This window comes from Methylocystis sp. SC2 (assembly GCF_000304315.1).
Taxonomy (GTDB): Bacteria; Pseudomonadota; Alphaproteobacteria; order Rhizobiales; family Beijerinckiaceae; genus Methylocystis.
Genome location: NC_018485.1, coordinates 2221237 through 2234771, shown reverse-complemented (window position 1 = coordinate 2234771; position 13535 = coordinate 2221237). Strand labels below are relative to the sequence as shown.

The following is a 13535-nucleotide window of genomic DNA, read 5'->3' as shown; positions in this document are numbered from 1 at the left end:
TTATTTCCTTCGCCGCTGGCGTTCGCAAGGCCGCTCCGGCACAAAGACATATGCGAACGCGAGCACTATGTCGCCGGCTCAACGGCTCGGACGCCGACCGCTTTCAAGCGTTGCGACTTGAGAGCTTTACACGGGAGCCCCGCGCCTTTCACTACGCGCCGGAAGATGAAGCGCATGTCGCCCGCGACCCGGTCGCCGCGCGCCTTGAACGCGACTTCGTGATCGGCGCCTTTGACGCAAGCGATTCACAATTGATCGGCGTCGGCGGACTCGCATGGGGCGACGGCGTGAAGACCCGCCACAAGGCGCTGCTCTACGGCATGTATGTGAAGGCCGCCGCGCGCGGGTCCGGCGCCGCCGACGACATCATGAAAAGACTGATCGAGGCGGCGCGCGGCGGGGTCGAGATCGTGACGCTCACCGTCGTCTCGACGAATTTTCGCGCGCTGCGCTTCTATGAACGATGGGGATTTCGCGCCTATGGCGTCGAGGAGCGCTCAGCCAAAAACGGCGACGGCGATTATCTCGACGAAACGCTGATGGCGCTTCGTTTGAACGATCTAAACAGGCCGAGCAAAGAATAGACTTGCTTCTATCCCGCGTCGTGACGACGGTCCTTTTGATGGCGAGCTCTAAAACGGAAGCTGAAGGCTGACGCCCCCGCGAGAATTATTCGTGACCGCATTTCCGTTTGACGGGTAGACGACGCCCGCATGATAAGGACCTGGCGAAGTGGGCCGGGATCAAGATTGGCTGTCGGCTTAATCGCGGGGTCAGGCGAGCTGTTTTCCTTTTCGACAGCGCTCGACGAGGGCAAGGGCGAGGCGTCTTGCGCCCCCTCCCCCCGCGGGCTGCGTTTGACTCGGCCCGTCCAAGGCGCGCGCCGCGACGACCTCGGAGAAGAACCACAAAACAGCGGCCAGAATTTTCATCGGGCGACGATCCATTGGCTCTCTCGGGAACGACTGCGGATTTCATAAAGGCGCGCGCTTTTTTGCGGTCATTTTATGAAGGTTTCGAAAGGCGCGGCACCGGCGCTGTCGATCCGACGCGAACGCCATACTTCCCGATGGCGGAGGATAAATCCGGTGGGACGGTTCGCTTCAACAATTCCATTCTATGAGGGCGCGCGAGAGCCTTACGGCGCGACTTTTTTCGAAACGGCCGCGCGCAGCCTCGGCCTCGCCGGCAACGATCGTCTCCTCGATCTTGGCGCCGGTCCGGGGCTGCTGGCGATTGGCTTCGCGCCTTTCGTCGGCGAAATCATCGGCGTCGACCCCGAGCCCATGATGATCGAGGCCGCCCGCGCAGCCGCAAGACGCGAAGGGGTCAGACTGCGCCTCATCCGCGGTCGGGCGGAAGCCTTGCCGCTCGCCGCCGGAACCTTTGATATTGTGACCATCGGGCGCGCGCTGCATTGGATGAAGCCCGATCCGACGCGCGCGGAGCTGGAACGCGTCGTCGCGCCTGAGGGCCGTATTCTCATCTGCCGAGCCGCCAGCGTCGACGACGGCCGCAATCCCTGGCTATCGGCCTATGACAAGGCGCGCCGGCGCTGGACCGAGACGGCGGGCGCGGAACGCTATCAGCACGATCCTTGCGCATTTTTTAGCGGCGCCCGCTTCCGCCGCAGCCGAGCCATTATTTCGGAAACGGAACAGATCACTCCTATGGAGCTGCTGGTCGAGCGCGTATTGTCGAGATCGTCCTCGTCGAAAGAGCGGCTCGGCGTTCGGGTCGAGCAAATGCGAGCGGCCGTGCTCGACGCCTTGGCGCCATTCGCACGGGACGGATTGCTCAATGAAATCGTCGAAGCGCGCGCCGAGATATTCGTGCGAGACAGGACATAACAGCGGTCCGGCGACCGGCTTCGCCTGGATGCTCAGCGGCTGTTCTTACGTATTCATCGAATCGAAGAAGCCCTGATTGTTTTTCGTCTCGCGCAGCTTGCCGAGCAAAAATTCGATCGCGTCGACCGTGCCCATCGGATTGAGGATACGGCGCAGCACATACATCTTCTTGAGGATGTCGGGCGCGACGAGCAGTTCTTCCTTGCGGGTGCCGGAACGGGTGATGTCCAGCGCCGGGAAAATCCGCTTGTCGGAAACCTTGCGGTCGAGAATGATCTCGCTGTTGCCGGTGCCCTTGAACTCTTCGAAGATGACTTCGTCCATGCGCGAGCCGGTGTCGATCAAGGCCGTCGCGATGATCGTCAGCGAGCCGCCTTCCTCGATATTGCGCGCCGCGCCGAAGAAGCGCTTCGGCCGCTGCAGCGCATTGGCGTCGACGCCGCCGGTCAGCACCTTGCCGGACGACGGCACGACGGTGTTGTAGGCGCGCCCGAGCCGCGTGATCGAATCGAGCAGGATCACCACGTCGCGGCCGTGTTCGACGAGACGCTTCGCCTTCTCGATCACCATTTCCGCGACCTGCACGTGGCGCACCGCCGGCTCGTCGAAGGTCGAGGAGACGACCTCGCCCTTCACCGAACGCTGCATGTCGGTGACTTCCTCAGGCCGCTCGTCGATGAGCAGCACGATGAGATAGCACTCGGGATGATTGGTCGTGATCGACTGCGCGATATTCTGCAGGAGCACGGTCTTGCCGGTGCGCGGCGGCGCCACGACCAGCGCGCGCTGCCCTTTGCCGATCGGCGCGACGAGATCGATGATGCGCGACGAGAGATCCTTGCGGGTCGGGTCTTCGATCTCGAGCTTGAGGCGCTCGTCGGGATAGAGCGGCGTCAGATTGTCGAAGGGCACCTTGTGGCGCACCTTCTCGGGATCTTCGAAATTGATGCTGTTGACTTTCAACAGCGCGAAATAGCGTTCGCCCTCTTTCGGGCTGCGGATCATGCCCTCGACCGTGTCGCCGGTGCGCAGGCCGAACTTTCGGATCTGCGAGGGCGAGACGTAAATGTCGTCGGGACCGGCGAGATAATTCGCGTCGGGCGACCGCAGGAAGCCAAAGCCGTCCTGCAGCACTTCGACGACGCCGACGCCGACGATTTCGACGTCGCGACTGGCGAATTGTTTCAAAATCGCGAAGAGGAGCTCCTGCTTACGCAGGAGCGATGCGTTCTCGACTTCGTGCTCTTCGGCGAAAGCGAGGAGTTCGGCGGCGGACTTGGCCTTCAAGTCCGAAAGTTTAATTTCCCGCATTCAGGAGGAACCTTGGGTATTAGCCGGCGCGCAGATGGAAACGAGCCGGAGAGAAGCGGTGGGGCGGGGGAGGCGGCCTTACCGGAGCGCCGGCAAAAATCCGGCGATGCCGCTACAAGCAGACACGGGCCTCAGAGGGATAGGGTTCACTTAGACAATTTCCAGTCATGAATCAAGAGTTCCGTTAAAGCGGCCCTAACGCGCCAAACGGGGACGCGCCGCTGGCGAAGCCAGGCGAAGGCGCCGCGTGAAATCGCTCCGAACCTCAAAACGGCTTGACGATCACCAGAATAACGACGCCGATCATCAGCAGGGTCGGCAGTTCATTGAAGATGCGGTAGTAGCGCGGCGAATGAACATTGGCGTCTTCCGCGAAACGGCGCATCAGCGCGCCGTCGTGAATATGCGCGGCGGTCAGCAGCACGACGAGCGTCGCTTTCGCATGAAACCATCCTGACGTCAGCGCCCCGCCCTCGATCGCCAGATAGATTCCGCTCATCCAGGCGACGAGCATCGCTGGCGTCATGATGTAGCGATAGAGCCGCCGCTCCATGATCTTGAACGTCTCTGAGAGCGTCCCCGCGGCCGCGCCGGCATGGTAGACGAAGAGACGCGGCAGATAGAGAAGCCCCGCCATCCAAGCGATGATGGCGATCACATGCAGCGCCTTGATCCAAACGTACATCGTCAGGCCCCCCGCCTCACGCGCGCGACAAGCCGCTCGACATTTTCGATCGGCGTCTGCTGCAGGATGCCGTGACCAAGATTGAAGATATGCGGACGGCCCTCGAAGGCGGCGAGAATTGAATCGACTTCGCGGTCGAGCGCTTCTCCGCCGGCGACAAGCGCGAGAGGATCGAGATTGCCTTGCAGCGGCACGTTCGATTCGGTTTGCGCAACCGCCCATGCGGGATCGAGCGCCGTATCGATCCCGTAAGCATCGGCGCCGATCATCTGCGTGAGCTTGGGCAGATGCGCATCGGCGCCGCGTATGAAGGCGATCGCCGGCGTTTGCGGATGGCGCGCTTTGACGCCTTCAACGATCCGCCGCACCGGCGCCGCCGACCACCGCTGAAATTCGTTCGCCGGCAAGACGCCGGCCCAGCTGTCGAAGATCTGCACGACTTCGACGCCAGCCTCGATCTGCCGCGCAAGATAGTCGATCGACGCCTCAACGACGCGATCAATCAGCTGTGCGAAAGCGTCGGGATAACGATAGGCGAACAAACGCGCCGGCGCCTGATCGGGCGTGCCCTGCCCGGCGATCATATAGCTCACGACCGTGAACGGCGCCCCGCAAAAGCCGATGAACGCCACGTCCGACGGCAGCGCGGTTTTGACGAGATCGATCGTCTCGAACACCGGCGACAGATGCTCGATCCTGAACGGGCCGAGTCGCTGCGCCTGCTCCGGGGTTTCAATCGGGTCAAGCCGCGGACCCGAGCCGCTCTCGAAGGAAACCCGTTGGCCCATGGCGTCGGGCACCACAAGAATGTCGGAGAAGAGAATCGCCGCGTCGAAGTGAAAGCGCCGGATCGGCTGCAGCGTCACGTCCGCCGCCTTCCGCGGCGAATAGCAGAAATCGAGAAAGCTTTTCGTCGTCGCCCGCACGTCGCGATATTCGGGAAGGTAACGGCCCGCCTGACGCATCAGCCACAGCGGCGGAACGCTTCGCGATTGTCTGCGTAGAACCGAAAGAAGCGCCTTCTCTTCCGCCATCGCGTTCGCTCCGTCTGTCGTCCTCGACAAGCGGGGTAGCGCGAAACGCCATTAAAACAAAATTCATTTTAATAAGAATTGATTCTTCAGTTGTATCGCGCAGCGGACGAAAGTTAATTTTCATTAACCAGTCGCCCACAGGCGAGCCGCGAAGAACCGGTCACGCCGGCAATTGCGGTAAAAATTCAGACAGCGAACGGAATCATGGACGTATCGGACGTTCTCGGCGCAAGGGATTGTGGATGGCCTGTGAATCCCTTCTGTACCGGCGTCGGCGCGAATCCGTTCGACAGGGCTTCTCCTGTTGAGCGTTTGGGGGCTCTGTGCCCGCTAACCGAAGCGGAGCGTTTTTTGACCGCGCTTTATCCCCGCTCTTCGGCTTATGCGGGAGGGCTGTGGACGTGACGGCGACCTCAACTGCGGCCTTCTGGCGCGAATCGGCGCCGCTGATTCTCGCCTCCAAGAGCGCCGGCCGGCGGCAGGCGCTGCTGCATTCGGGCGTTCCTTTCGAGTCGATTCCGGCGGATGTCGACGAACGGGCGATCGAATCGCGGCTGGTCGGCGCCGACGCCGACGCGATCGCTTTAGCGTTGGCGCGCGCCAAGGCGCTCGCCATTCCTTCCGAAGGCCGGCTCGTGCTCGGCGCCGATCAGGTCGCAAGCTGCGAAGGCAGGATATTCGGCAAGCCTGCGACGATGCAGGAAGCCGAAGCGCTTCTGCGGTTCCTCTCCGGCCGGCGGCACCGCCTGCATTCGGCGATCGCTTTGGCGCGCGCCGGCGCCGTCGTCTTTGCGACGGTCGTCGTCGCCGAGCTCGCCATGCGCGCGCTGAGCGAGGACTTCATCGCCGCTTATCTCACGGCGGTCGGAGAGACCGCCCTGACGTCGGCCGGCGCCTATCAGATCGAAGGCCTGGGCGCGCAACTCTTTTCCAAGGTCGAAGGCGATTACTGGACCATCATGGGGCTTCCGCTGCTGGAGCTTCTCGAAGCGCTTCGGCGCGAAGGGGCGCTCCTCTCGTGACACAGCCAAAATTGTTGCGCGTGGGGCTGACCGGCTCGATCGGCATGGGCAAGTCGACGACGGCAGACATGTTTCGCGTCGAAGGCGTCGCGGTTCTCGATTCCGATCAGCTCGTGCATGATCTTTATAAGGGACCGGCGGCCGCCGAAATCGAGCGCGCCTTTCCCGGCGTGGTCGTCAATGGCGTCGTCGACCGTCGGCGGCTCGCCGCCCGCGTGCTTGACGATCCCGCGGCGCTCAAGCGCCTGGAAGCGATCGTGCATCCGATGGTGTGGGCGGCGCGCGACGCGCTGATCGACGAACGCCGCAATCAGGGCGACCGCATCGTCGTCTTCGACATCCCGCTGCTGTTTGAAACCGGCGCCGAAAAGGACTTCGACGTCATCGTCGTCGTCACCGCGCCGGAAGATGTGCAAAAGGCGCGCGTTCTCGCCCGGGAAGGCATGACGACCGAGAAATTCGCGTCCATTCTGTCGAAGCAGACGCCTGATTCAGAAAAACGCGCCCGCGCCGATTTCGTGGTCCATACCGACCGGGGTCTGGACGCAGCGCGTCAAGAGGTGCGAAACATCGTCAAAGCGCTTGAAGCGCGGCTCGGGTGAAAAATGCGGGAGATCGTTCTCGATACTGAAACGACGGGGCTCGATCCGTCGAGCGGGCATCGCGTGGTCGAAATCGGCGCGGTCGAGATTTCCAATCTCATCCCGACAGGCCGGCATTTCCACTGCTACGTCGATCCGGAACGCGACATGCCGGACGAGGCCTTCCGGGTGCATGGCCTCTCGCGCGAATTTCTGGCGCAGCACAAGATCTTCAAGGAAATCGCCGCTGAATTTCTCGACTTTATCGAGGATGCGCCGCTGGTCATTCACAACGCTGAATTCGATACGCGCTTTCTCAACGCCGAATTCGCGCTCATGAATTTGCCGCCGCTCGGCGGCGGGCGCATCATCGACACGCTCGCCATGGCGCGCCGCCGTCATCCTGGCGGCCCGAATTCTCTCGACGCCTTGTGTCAGCGCTACGCGATCGATCTCTCGCGGCGCGAAAAGCATGGCGCTCTGCTCGACGCCAATCTCCTCGCCGAGGTCTATGCCGAGCTTTGCGGCGGACGGCAGTCGGCGCTGTCGCTTCAGACCGTTCACGCGGTGCGCATCGCCGCCTTGAACGATCTGCTGCGCCGTCGCCCCGAGCCGCTCCCGCCGCGACTAAGCGCGGTCGAAGAGACGGCCCACTCCGCCTTTGTCGCGACGATCAAATCGCCGATCTGGGAGCGCTATATCGCAAGCGACGAAGATTCCGCGCCGAGCGTCGTTCGCTAATTGCCCTGAGCGGCCGCTTCGGCGGCCTTTTGCTGATAGAGCGCGACGAAGTCGATCGGATCGATATAGAGCGGCGGATAGCCGCCCTTGCTCGTCGCGTCGGCCACAAGTTGGCGCACGAAGGGGAACAGCATGCGCGGGCATTCGATCATCACGATCGGATGCACCTGCTCTTCGGGAATGTTCATCAGTCGGAACACGCCGCCATATTCAAGGTCGAGCTTAAAGAGGAGTCCGTCTCCCTCGCCGGCCTTGCAGTCGAGCGTCAGACTGACTTCGAAGTCGGTCGGCGCCAGCTGCTTGGCGTTGACGTTGACCTGAATCGAGATGTTCGGCGCCTTCTCCTGCGCGCCGAGCGAACGCGGCGCATTGGGATTTTCGAAGGAGAAATCCTTCAGATATTGAGCAAGCGAATTGAGGGCCGGAGCGCCGCCCGGCGCTCCTTGCGCGCCGTTGCCATTGGTGTCGGTCATGTAGGATCTCCAGCAAAGCCGTTGTCATGAGAATTCGCGCCCGCCTAACACGTCTGTCAGAAGCGAACAAGGCGTTGCGCTAGTCCTGCTTCGCCGTGCTTCGGCGCGGCCTTCCCCTGGAGCCGCGCGCCTCGCGCCGCCATTCGCGCGGGTCGAGGTCGATGATTCGCGGGTCTGCGCGCCCGGACCGCGCCCGCAGCCGCCGCGCCAGGCTCTGCCGCACGGACGGCGACTTCAGCGCCAGCCCGACGAAATCCGAGGCGAAGCCGGGAAGAATGAGCAGGATCGAGGCGAGCGCCTGCATCGCCCCGTCAAGCATGGCGCCGTCGAGCTTGGCGGCGCTTTCGCCTTTCGCCTTGGCGGCCACTCCGGCGCGGACGAAATCGAGGAGGCGCCGCACGTCGGAGAGGCCAAGCAGCGACGCGCCGATGGCGAGCGCCATCGCCGCGAGAAGCCCCACGGCGTGGACGACGAGCGCGAAACAGAGAATCTCCAGCACGATCCATGTTGCGAGGACGGCGCCGACAAGCTTAGATTTCACCGAATCATCCGATCTTTGCGGCCCTACCCGCCCCGCGGCGATACGCCCGCCCCTTGATTCGTGACATGTTCGAAGCGACATGATACCCGACGACAAATTTATTCGGGAGTTGCCAATGCCGGCCTCCGGCGATCTCTTCGATCCCAGCCTTATCGTTTTCGCGGCGCTCGCGGTTTTCGTCATCTGGAAACTGCGCTCGGTGCTCGGAATGCGGGTGGATCGCGATACGCCGCCCCCCGCGCGCTTCGCGCCCCGCGGTCCGGCCCCCGCGGCGGTCGCGCCCGCGTCGAACGTCGCGCCGCCCGTCGAAGCGCGCGCGCGCCCCATGGGGGCCGAGCGTTGGGAGGGCGTGGCTGAGAAAGGCGTCGCCGCCGCCTGGAGCGGCCTCGACGCGGTGGCGGCGTCGGATCCCAATTTCGACGGCAAATCCTTCGTCAGCGGCGCGCGCCGCGCCTATGAGCTCATCGTCACCGCCTTCGCCAAGGGCGACCGGGAAACCTTGAGGCCGCTGCTGTCGCAGGACGTCTTCGACGGGTTTTCGGCGGAGATCGCGCGGCGGGAGCAGCAGGGCGAAAGCATGGAGACCGCGGTCGTCGCGATCGACTCGGCGACGGTGGACGCCGCCCGCGCCATCGCCGGCCGCAATGAGGTGACCGTCCGTTTCGTCGTTCGGCTGATGAGCGTGCGGCGTGACAAGGCCGGCGAAACGATCGACGGCGGGCAGACGCGCAAGGTCGTCGAGCGCTGGACCTTCGCACGCGACGCAAAAGCGAATGATCCGAATTGGAAGCTCATCGCGACGCAATCTGAAGACTGAGCATGTCGCGGAATGCGCCGCAGTTTTCCGCGTCCGATCTGCTGCAACACATAGAGTTTGAAGAGATCGACGGCTTTGCGGCCGACGATCTCGCCGCCGCTTTCGACGCCTTCCGGCGCTCCGCCGAGATCATCGACGCCAAGGCGCAAGAACAACGCAGCGCCGTCGCGCCGCCCCCCTCGCTCGTCGCCGCCGCGCGGGCGGCGCTCGGCGCAATCGATCATCCTGGCCGCTTCTTTCAGGACTGGTTTCGCCCGCACGCCATTAAGACGCAGGGCTTCGTCACCGCCTATTACGAGGTGGAGGTCGACGCCAGATTGTCGCCCGAGCCGGGCTTCACGACCCCGGTCCTGTCGCGTCCGCGCGATCTCGTCACTTTGAACGACTCGCCGCTCTCCCTGTCCTCCGGCGAGACGCTGACCAGCGCGCGACGGCGGGCCGATGGCGCGCTCGTGCCTTATCCGGATCGGCGCGCGATCGAAGAGGAAGGCGCGGCGCCGAGCGCGCATCCTCTCGCCTATGTTCGCGACCCGGTCGAATTGTTCCTCATCCAGGTGCAGGGTTCGGCGCGGCTGCGACTGCCCGGCGGCGGCGTCATGGCGTTGACCTATGCCGGGCGCAACGGCTGGCCCTATACGTCCGTCGGCCGGCTGATGATCGAGCGCGGCCTGGTGACGAAAGCCGAGATGTCGCTCGAACTTTTGAAGGAGACATTGCGGCGGCTCGGCGCCGGTCCCGGCGAAGCGGGCCGCCGGTTGATGCAGCAGAATCGTTCCTATGTGTTCTTCGAGATCGACGCGTCGGAGCGGCGCAGGATCGGACCGATCGGCGGCCAGGGCGCGCCGCTGACGCCGTTCCGCTCGATCGCCGTCGATCGCTCGATCTGGTGCTACGGCCTGCCGTTCTGGATCGCCGCGCGAATTCCGTGGCAAGGAGAGGCGGAAACGCCCTTTCGTCGCCTGATGATCGCGCAGGACACCGGATCTGCCATAATTGGTCCTGCGCGCGCCGATCTTTTTTTCGGCGCGGGCGAAGCGGCGGGGCGGCGGGCCGGCGACATCCGCCACGGCGCCGACATGATCGTGCTGCTGCCGAAGGACGTTGGGGACGATCCGTGAGCGAGGAGAATTCCCGTCGATATGCGCGCCGGCTGTCGCAGGCCGAAGCCGAGCTTTGGATGATGGCGACGGCCGACGTTCGACCTGCTCGGGCGCGTCCCCAAAAGCCCGTGTCGCCGACGCCGCCGGCCGCTGAAAACGCCGCGCCATCGCCCCCTTCGGGGCCTTCGGCGGTCTGCGATCGCCCAGGGGCGCCGAAGGCGCCGCCGCGGCCGATCGACATCGACCCGCGCACCTTCGTGAAGATCAAGCGCGGCAGGATTGACGTCGACGCCAAGCTCGATCTTCACGGGCTGCGGCAGGCGGAGGCGCAGCGCTCGCTAACGGCGTTCCTGCGCAGATGTCAGGCGAATGGCGCGCGAATCGCGATCATCGTGACGGGCAAGGGGCTGACGCGCGACGAAGGGGGCGTGCTGCGGCGCGTCGTGCCGATGTGGCTCGAAGCGCCGAATCTGCGCGACGTCGTCGTGGGCTTTGGCGAAGCCGCCCGCCATCACGGCGGCGAAGGCGCGCTTTATGTGCGCATCCGCCGCGCCGATCGGGCGCGCTAAGCCTGCTGCCCGGCCGCGCCCGAGACCTCGGCCGCAGGCAGCGCGATTGATTCCGCAGGACGCGTGAGGAACGCGGCCGGAATGTTGGGCTTGCCTTCCTCGGTCAGATGTTGCGCGGAGTCCGGCGGCGGCTTCCATTCGAAGGCGTCGAGACGTCCGGTGACCGGCGACATCGGCAGCCAGTTCTTGGAGACGACGCCATCGGCGATCCAGACAGGATCGCGCGGCGCGCGCGAGCCGCGGGCGAGCCATTCGCGCACCGGACCTGACGGTCCGTGCTCTCCGTCTTCGATCTCCGCCATCATCAGACAGGTGTGCGCCGTCGGATGACGGCCGGCGGCGATGAGCGGCGCGAGCGCGTCGCGGGCCTTGGCGAAGTCGCGCGCCGACAGTGCGACCTCGGCGACGATATGCCGGCTCTCGGGCGCATTGGGCGCGGCGCGGGCGAGCCTCTCCACCCGCGCGAGCTTCGACATATTCGATTCGCCCGACAGCGCCTCGAGATAGGCGGCGGCGAGGTCAGGATGCGGTTTCGTCGCCCAGACCGTTTCGATCAGCTTCAGCGCCTGCTTCTGGTCGCCATGGCGGACGAGCACCCGCGCCGCGGCGACGGCGGCGGGCGCAAAGCCCGGCCGGCGCTTTAGCGCCTGGCGTGCGAGATGGAGCGCGTCATGCGGATGATCGCGCTCCTTTTCCATCGCCATGGCGGTTTCGATCACGGCGCGAAGGTTCTGCGCCGTGGGCGCGTCGATCGCCTTGGCGGTCAGACTGGCCTCGATCGCTTCGCGCGCCTTCTGCCAGTCGCCTTGCGCGGCGAGATGTTCGAGCATCGCGGCGCCCGCCCAGGGCACTGGCGCGATGTCATGGGCCTCCTTGGCGAAATGATGCGCGGCGTCGGCGTCCTCGCGTCGGCGCGCTTCGATATGCAGCCCGCGCAAGCCGAGCAGCTTTGTCTCCGGCTTCAGCGTCATCTTGTGGAAGGTCTCTTCCGCGACCCGCCGATCGCCGGCGAGCTGCGCCGCCTGGGCCTTCAAAACCTGTGTGAGCGGCTCGCTCGGCAGCAGCCGTTCGGCGACATGCGCGGCCTTGCGGGCGCGGGCGGCGTCGCCGGAGCCGACGGCGATCAATCCCTGCGAAAGCGCGTCGAATCCCTTGTCCCGGCGCTTCGTCCGCGACCCGCCGCTCCAACGGCCAGGCAGCCGCAGCAGCGCCATGGCGATCGCCCAGAGGACGACCGTCGCGGCGATGACCAGCAGCAGACCCGCCACCGCCACCGGTATCGACGCTTCGAACTGATAGCCGGCGAAATCCAGCGTGAGCGACCCGGGCTGTTCGATCAGCCATTCGAGTCCATAGGCGACCGCGGCGAGCGCGATGATGAAGAACAAGAGAAACAGCATGGCGATGGATCCCGCTTACTCTTTCGTTGCGCCGAGCGCGGCGATCGCGCCATGCAGCAGATCGTCGGCCGCCCGTCCTGCGTCGACGCGGGCGCGCAAGGTCGCGCCGAAGTCCTTGGCTTCGTTCTGGGCCGCTTCGGGGAGCGCCGCGAAAACGGCGTTCGCCTGAGCGAGATCGCCATGGGCGAGCGCCGCTTCGATGTGAGCGACTTTTTCTTCCACCGTCTGAGCCTCGGTCGTCGGCGCTTGACCGGAAGGACGAACGCGCACGAGTTTGCTCGCGCCCTTCATCAGATGCTCGGTAAGATCGCCGGATGCGCCGCTCTCAAGCGCATGAATGCGCTTGGCGGCCGGCGCGAAGTCCGCCTTCAGTTGCGCCGCGGTCGGCGCGCCCTTTTCCGCGAATGGCGAGAGGGCCGCCAGCGCGGCGGGATCGGCGCCGAGCCGCGCCAGCGCCTTCGTCTCGAGCGCATAAGGCCGGCCCGCCTCCAACTCGCGTTGCAGCGCATAGGCGACGACGACGATCGCCGCAGGGCCGTCGGGAGTTTTAGCCGCCGTGGCCGCCGTGGCTTCCGGCGCCGCGCGCGTCTCGCCCTTCGAAGATTCAAGGCGCTCGCGCAGCGCCTTGGTCTCATTCCCGAGTTCGTCGATGCGGCCTTCAAGCGCCGTCACCTGCTCGTTGGCGGTTAGCGCGCCCCCCTGTTCGGCGGTAGCGGCGGTAGCGGCAGTCGCCGGGCTCGCCTTCGCCGCCGCTTCGGCGGCGCTCTTGGCGGCGTTGGCGGCCGCCTCGGCGGACTCGGCGGCGCGCAAGGCGCGTTGCGCCAGTTCTTCGGCCGAATCGACCCGGACGTGCAAGGCCGCGACCGCCGCTTTTTGGGATTCGATCGCGGCGTTCTGCGACTCAATGGCGGCGTTCTGCGCCGGCGCGGATGGCGCCGGCGGCGCCCGTTCGACCGCCGTTTCGGCAGGCTTCGCCGGCGCGGCGGAGGGCGCAGGCGCTTCCACGCCGGACTTGGGCGAATCGCTTGACGAAGGCTCAGGCGCGATCGCCGTCGTCTGCGTCGGTTCGCCGTCGCCCACCAGCGCGCGGACCCGGTCTTTCAGCTCTCCTAAGGCGCCGCTCGCCTGACCGACGTAAGGCTCGGCATAGTCCGCGACGATCTTCAGCCGCTCGTCCCGGTCCTTGAACGCGATGGCCGCGTAAAGAGCCGCGCCCGCGATGAGGACGAGCAGCAGCAGCGTCGACGTCAGCCTGCCGAAGAAGGAGCGCCGTTTGCGTCTGACCGGCGGCGGCGGCTCAGACGGCGATTCTGTATGATCGATGGGCGCTTCCGAAGATTCCACGCGCTTCGGTTCTTCGTCGTTCGGCAAGACCATTGGCTCATCCTTGCTGTCCCGCGCATCCTTATAG

Annotated in this window: 15 protein-coding genes; 8 read left to right on the top strand and 7 right to left on the bottom strand. The window is 65.0% G+C overall.

The window, feature by feature from the left end; translation table 11 throughout:
- Window positions 1-50: 50 nt before the first annotated feature.
- Together BN69_RS10820 and BN69_RS10815 are read left to right on the top strand one after the other, a co-directional pair.
- On the top strand, window positions 51-584 hold the full coding sequence (locus BN69_RS10820; protein WP_014891648.1) for a GNAT family N-acetyltransferase: 534 nt from the start codon (window positions 51-53) through the stop codon (window positions 582-584).
- 504 nt (window positions 585-1088) lie between these two features.
- Entirely contained in the window at window positions 1089-1850 is a 762-nt protein-coding gene (locus BN69_RS10815; protein WP_041927308.1) for a class I SAM-dependent methyltransferase, read from the top strand.
- A gap of 45 nt (window positions 1851-1895) precedes the next feature.
- On the opposite strand, the gene rho is transcribed toward BN69_RS10815, so the two are convergent.
- The 3 genes from rho to hemE all read right to left on the bottom strand — a co-directional run bounded on the left by rho (window position 1896) and on the right by hemE (window position 4880).
- Complete coding sequence (gene rho, locus BN69_RS10810) at window positions 1896-3161, bottom strand: transcription termination factor Rho (protein WP_014891645.1); 1266 nt, start codon at window positions 3159-3161, stop codon at window positions 1896-1898.
- A gap of 265 nt (window positions 3162-3426) precedes the next feature.
- The gene (gene hemJ, locus BN69_RS10805; protein ID WP_014891644.1) at window positions 3427-3846 is read right to left on the bottom strand and encodes a protoporphyrinogen oxidase HemJ; all 420 of its coding nucleotides are present in this window, start codon (window positions 3844-3846) and stop codon (window positions 3427-3429) included.
- Between the two features lie 2 nt (window positions 3847-3848).
- The gene (hemE, locus tag BN69_RS10800) at window positions 3849-4880 is read right to left on the bottom strand and encodes a uroporphyrinogen decarboxylase (protein WP_014891643.1); all 1032 of its coding nucleotides are present in this window, start codon (window positions 4878-4880) and stop codon (window positions 3849-3851) included.
- Window positions 4881-5275: 395 nt separating this feature from the next.
- Here hemE and BN69_RS10795 point away from each other — a divergent pair, with 395 nt between their 5' ends.
- Genes BN69_RS10795 through dnaQ form a run of 3 tightly spaced genes read left to right on the top strand, consistent with a single transcriptional unit; the run spans window position 5276 to window position 7224 of the window.
- Window positions 5276-5902 (top strand): Maf family protein, encoded by a 627-nt coding sequence (locus tag BN69_RS10795; protein WP_014891642.1) that lies wholly within the window; start codon window positions 5276-5278, stop codon window positions 5900-5902.
- Window positions 5903-5913: 11 nt separating this feature from the next.
- On the top strand, window positions 5914-6504 hold the full coding sequence (coaE, locus tag BN69_RS10790; protein WP_041926930.1) for a dephospho-CoA kinase: 591 nt from the start codon (window positions 5914-5916) through the stop codon (window positions 6502-6504).
- Window positions 6505-6507: 3 nt separating this feature from the next.
- Window positions 6508-7224, top strand: coding sequence for a DNA polymerase III subunit epsilon (dnaQ, locus tag BN69_RS10785; RefSeq protein WP_014891640.1), 717 nt, complete (start codon window positions 6508-6510; stop codon window positions 7222-7224).
- On the opposite strand, the gene secB is transcribed toward dnaQ, so the two are convergent.
- Both secB and BN69_RS10775 read right to left on the bottom strand, forming a co-directional pair.
- Window positions 7221-7697, bottom strand: a complete 477-nt coding sequence (secB, locus tag BN69_RS10780) for a protein-export chaperone SecB (protein ID WP_014891639.1) — start codon at window positions 7695-7697, stop codon at window positions 7221-7223. The genes dnaQ and secB overlap by 4 nt on opposite strands.
- A 79-nt stretch (window positions 7698-7776) precedes the next feature.
- On the bottom strand, window positions 7777-8238 hold the full coding sequence (locus BN69_RS10775; RefSeq protein WP_014891638.1) for an FxsA family protein: 462 nt from the start codon (window positions 8236-8238) through the stop codon (window positions 7777-7779).
- A 115-nt stretch (window positions 8239-8353) separates the two neighbouring features.
- Between BN69_RS10775 and BN69_RS10770 the strand changes: the two genes are divergently transcribed.
- The 3 genes from BN69_RS10770 to BN69_RS10760 are packed head-to-tail and all read left to right on the top strand — an operon-like array spanning window position 8354 to window position 10724.
- Window positions 8354-9055 carry a Tim44/TimA family putative adaptor protein gene (locus BN69_RS10770; RefSeq protein ID WP_014891637.1) on the top strand — a complete coding sequence of 234 codons (702 nt, stop codon included), beginning with the start codon at window positions 8354-8356 and terminating at the stop codon, window positions 9053-9055.
- 2 nt (window positions 9056-9057) lie between these two features.
- Window positions 9058-10173, top strand: a complete 1116-nt coding sequence (gene mltA / locus BN69_RS10765; protein WP_014891636.1) for a murein transglycosylase A — start codon at window positions 9058-9060, stop codon at window positions 10171-10173.
- Window positions 10170-10724, top strand: a complete 555-nt coding sequence (locus BN69_RS10760) for a Smr/MutS family protein (RefSeq protein WP_014891635.1) — start codon at window positions 10170-10172, stop codon at window positions 10722-10724. The genes mltA and BN69_RS10760 overlap by 4 nt, the downstream gene beginning before the upstream one ends.
- On the opposite strand, the gene BN69_RS10755 is transcribed toward BN69_RS10760, so the two are convergent.
- Window positions 10721-12124, bottom strand: a complete 1404-nt coding sequence (locus BN69_RS10755) for a heme biosynthesis protein HemY (RefSeq protein WP_014891634.1) — start codon at window positions 12122-12124, stop codon at window positions 10721-10723. The two genes, BN69_RS10760 and BN69_RS10755, sit on opposite strands and share 4 nt — an antisense overlap.
- A 15-nt stretch (window positions 12125-12139) precedes the next feature.
- The gene (locus BN69_RS10750) at window positions 12140-13501 is read right to left on the bottom strand and encodes a COG4223 family protein (RefSeq protein ID WP_014891633.1); all 1362 of its coding nucleotides are present in this window, start codon (window positions 13499-13501) and stop codon (window positions 12140-12142) included.
- Between the last annotated feature and the right edge of the window lie 34 nt (window positions 13502-13535).

Excerpts from the sequence above, each read along its gene's own strand:
- secB (WP_014891639.1), bottom strand. The coding sequence starts at position 7,697 with ATGACCGACACCAATGGCAACGGCGCGCAAGGAGCGCCGGGCGGCGCT.
- BN69_RS10755 (WP_014891634.1), bottom strand. The coding sequence starts at position 12,124 with ATGCTGTTTCTCTTGTTCTTCATCATCGCGCTCGCCGCGGTCGCCTAT.
- BN69_RS10750 (WP_014891633.1), bottom strand. The coding sequence starts at position 13,501 with ATGGTCTTGCCGAACGACGAAGAACCGAAGCGCGTGGAATCTTCGGAA.
- hemJ (WP_014891644.1), bottom strand. The coding sequence starts at position 3,846 with ATGTACGTTTGGATCAAGGCGCTGCATGTGATCGCCATCATCGCTTGG.
- hemE (WP_014891643.1), bottom strand. The coding sequence starts at position 4,880 with ATGGCGGAAGAGAAGGCGCTTCTTTCGGTTCTACGCAGACAATCGCGA.
- dnaQ (WP_014891640.1), top strand. The coding sequence starts at position 6,508 with ATGCGGGAGATCGTTCTCGATACTGAAACGACGGGGCTCGATCCGTCG.
- rho (WP_014891645.1), bottom strand. The coding sequence starts at position 3,161 with ATGCGGGAAATTAAACTTTCGGACTTGAAGGCCAAGTCCGCCGCCGAA.
- mltA (WP_014891636.1), top strand. The coding sequence starts at position 9,058 with ATGTCGCGGAATGCGCCGCAGTTTTCCGCGTCCGATCTGCTGCAACAC.
- BN69_RS10770 (WP_014891637.1), top strand. The coding sequence starts at position 8,354 with ATGCCGGCCTCCGGCGATCTCTTCGATCCCAGCCTTATCGTTTTCGCG.
- BN69_RS10820 (WP_014891648.1), top strand. The coding sequence starts at position 51 with ATGCGAACGCGAGCACTATGTCGCCGGCTCAACGGCTCGGACGCCGAC.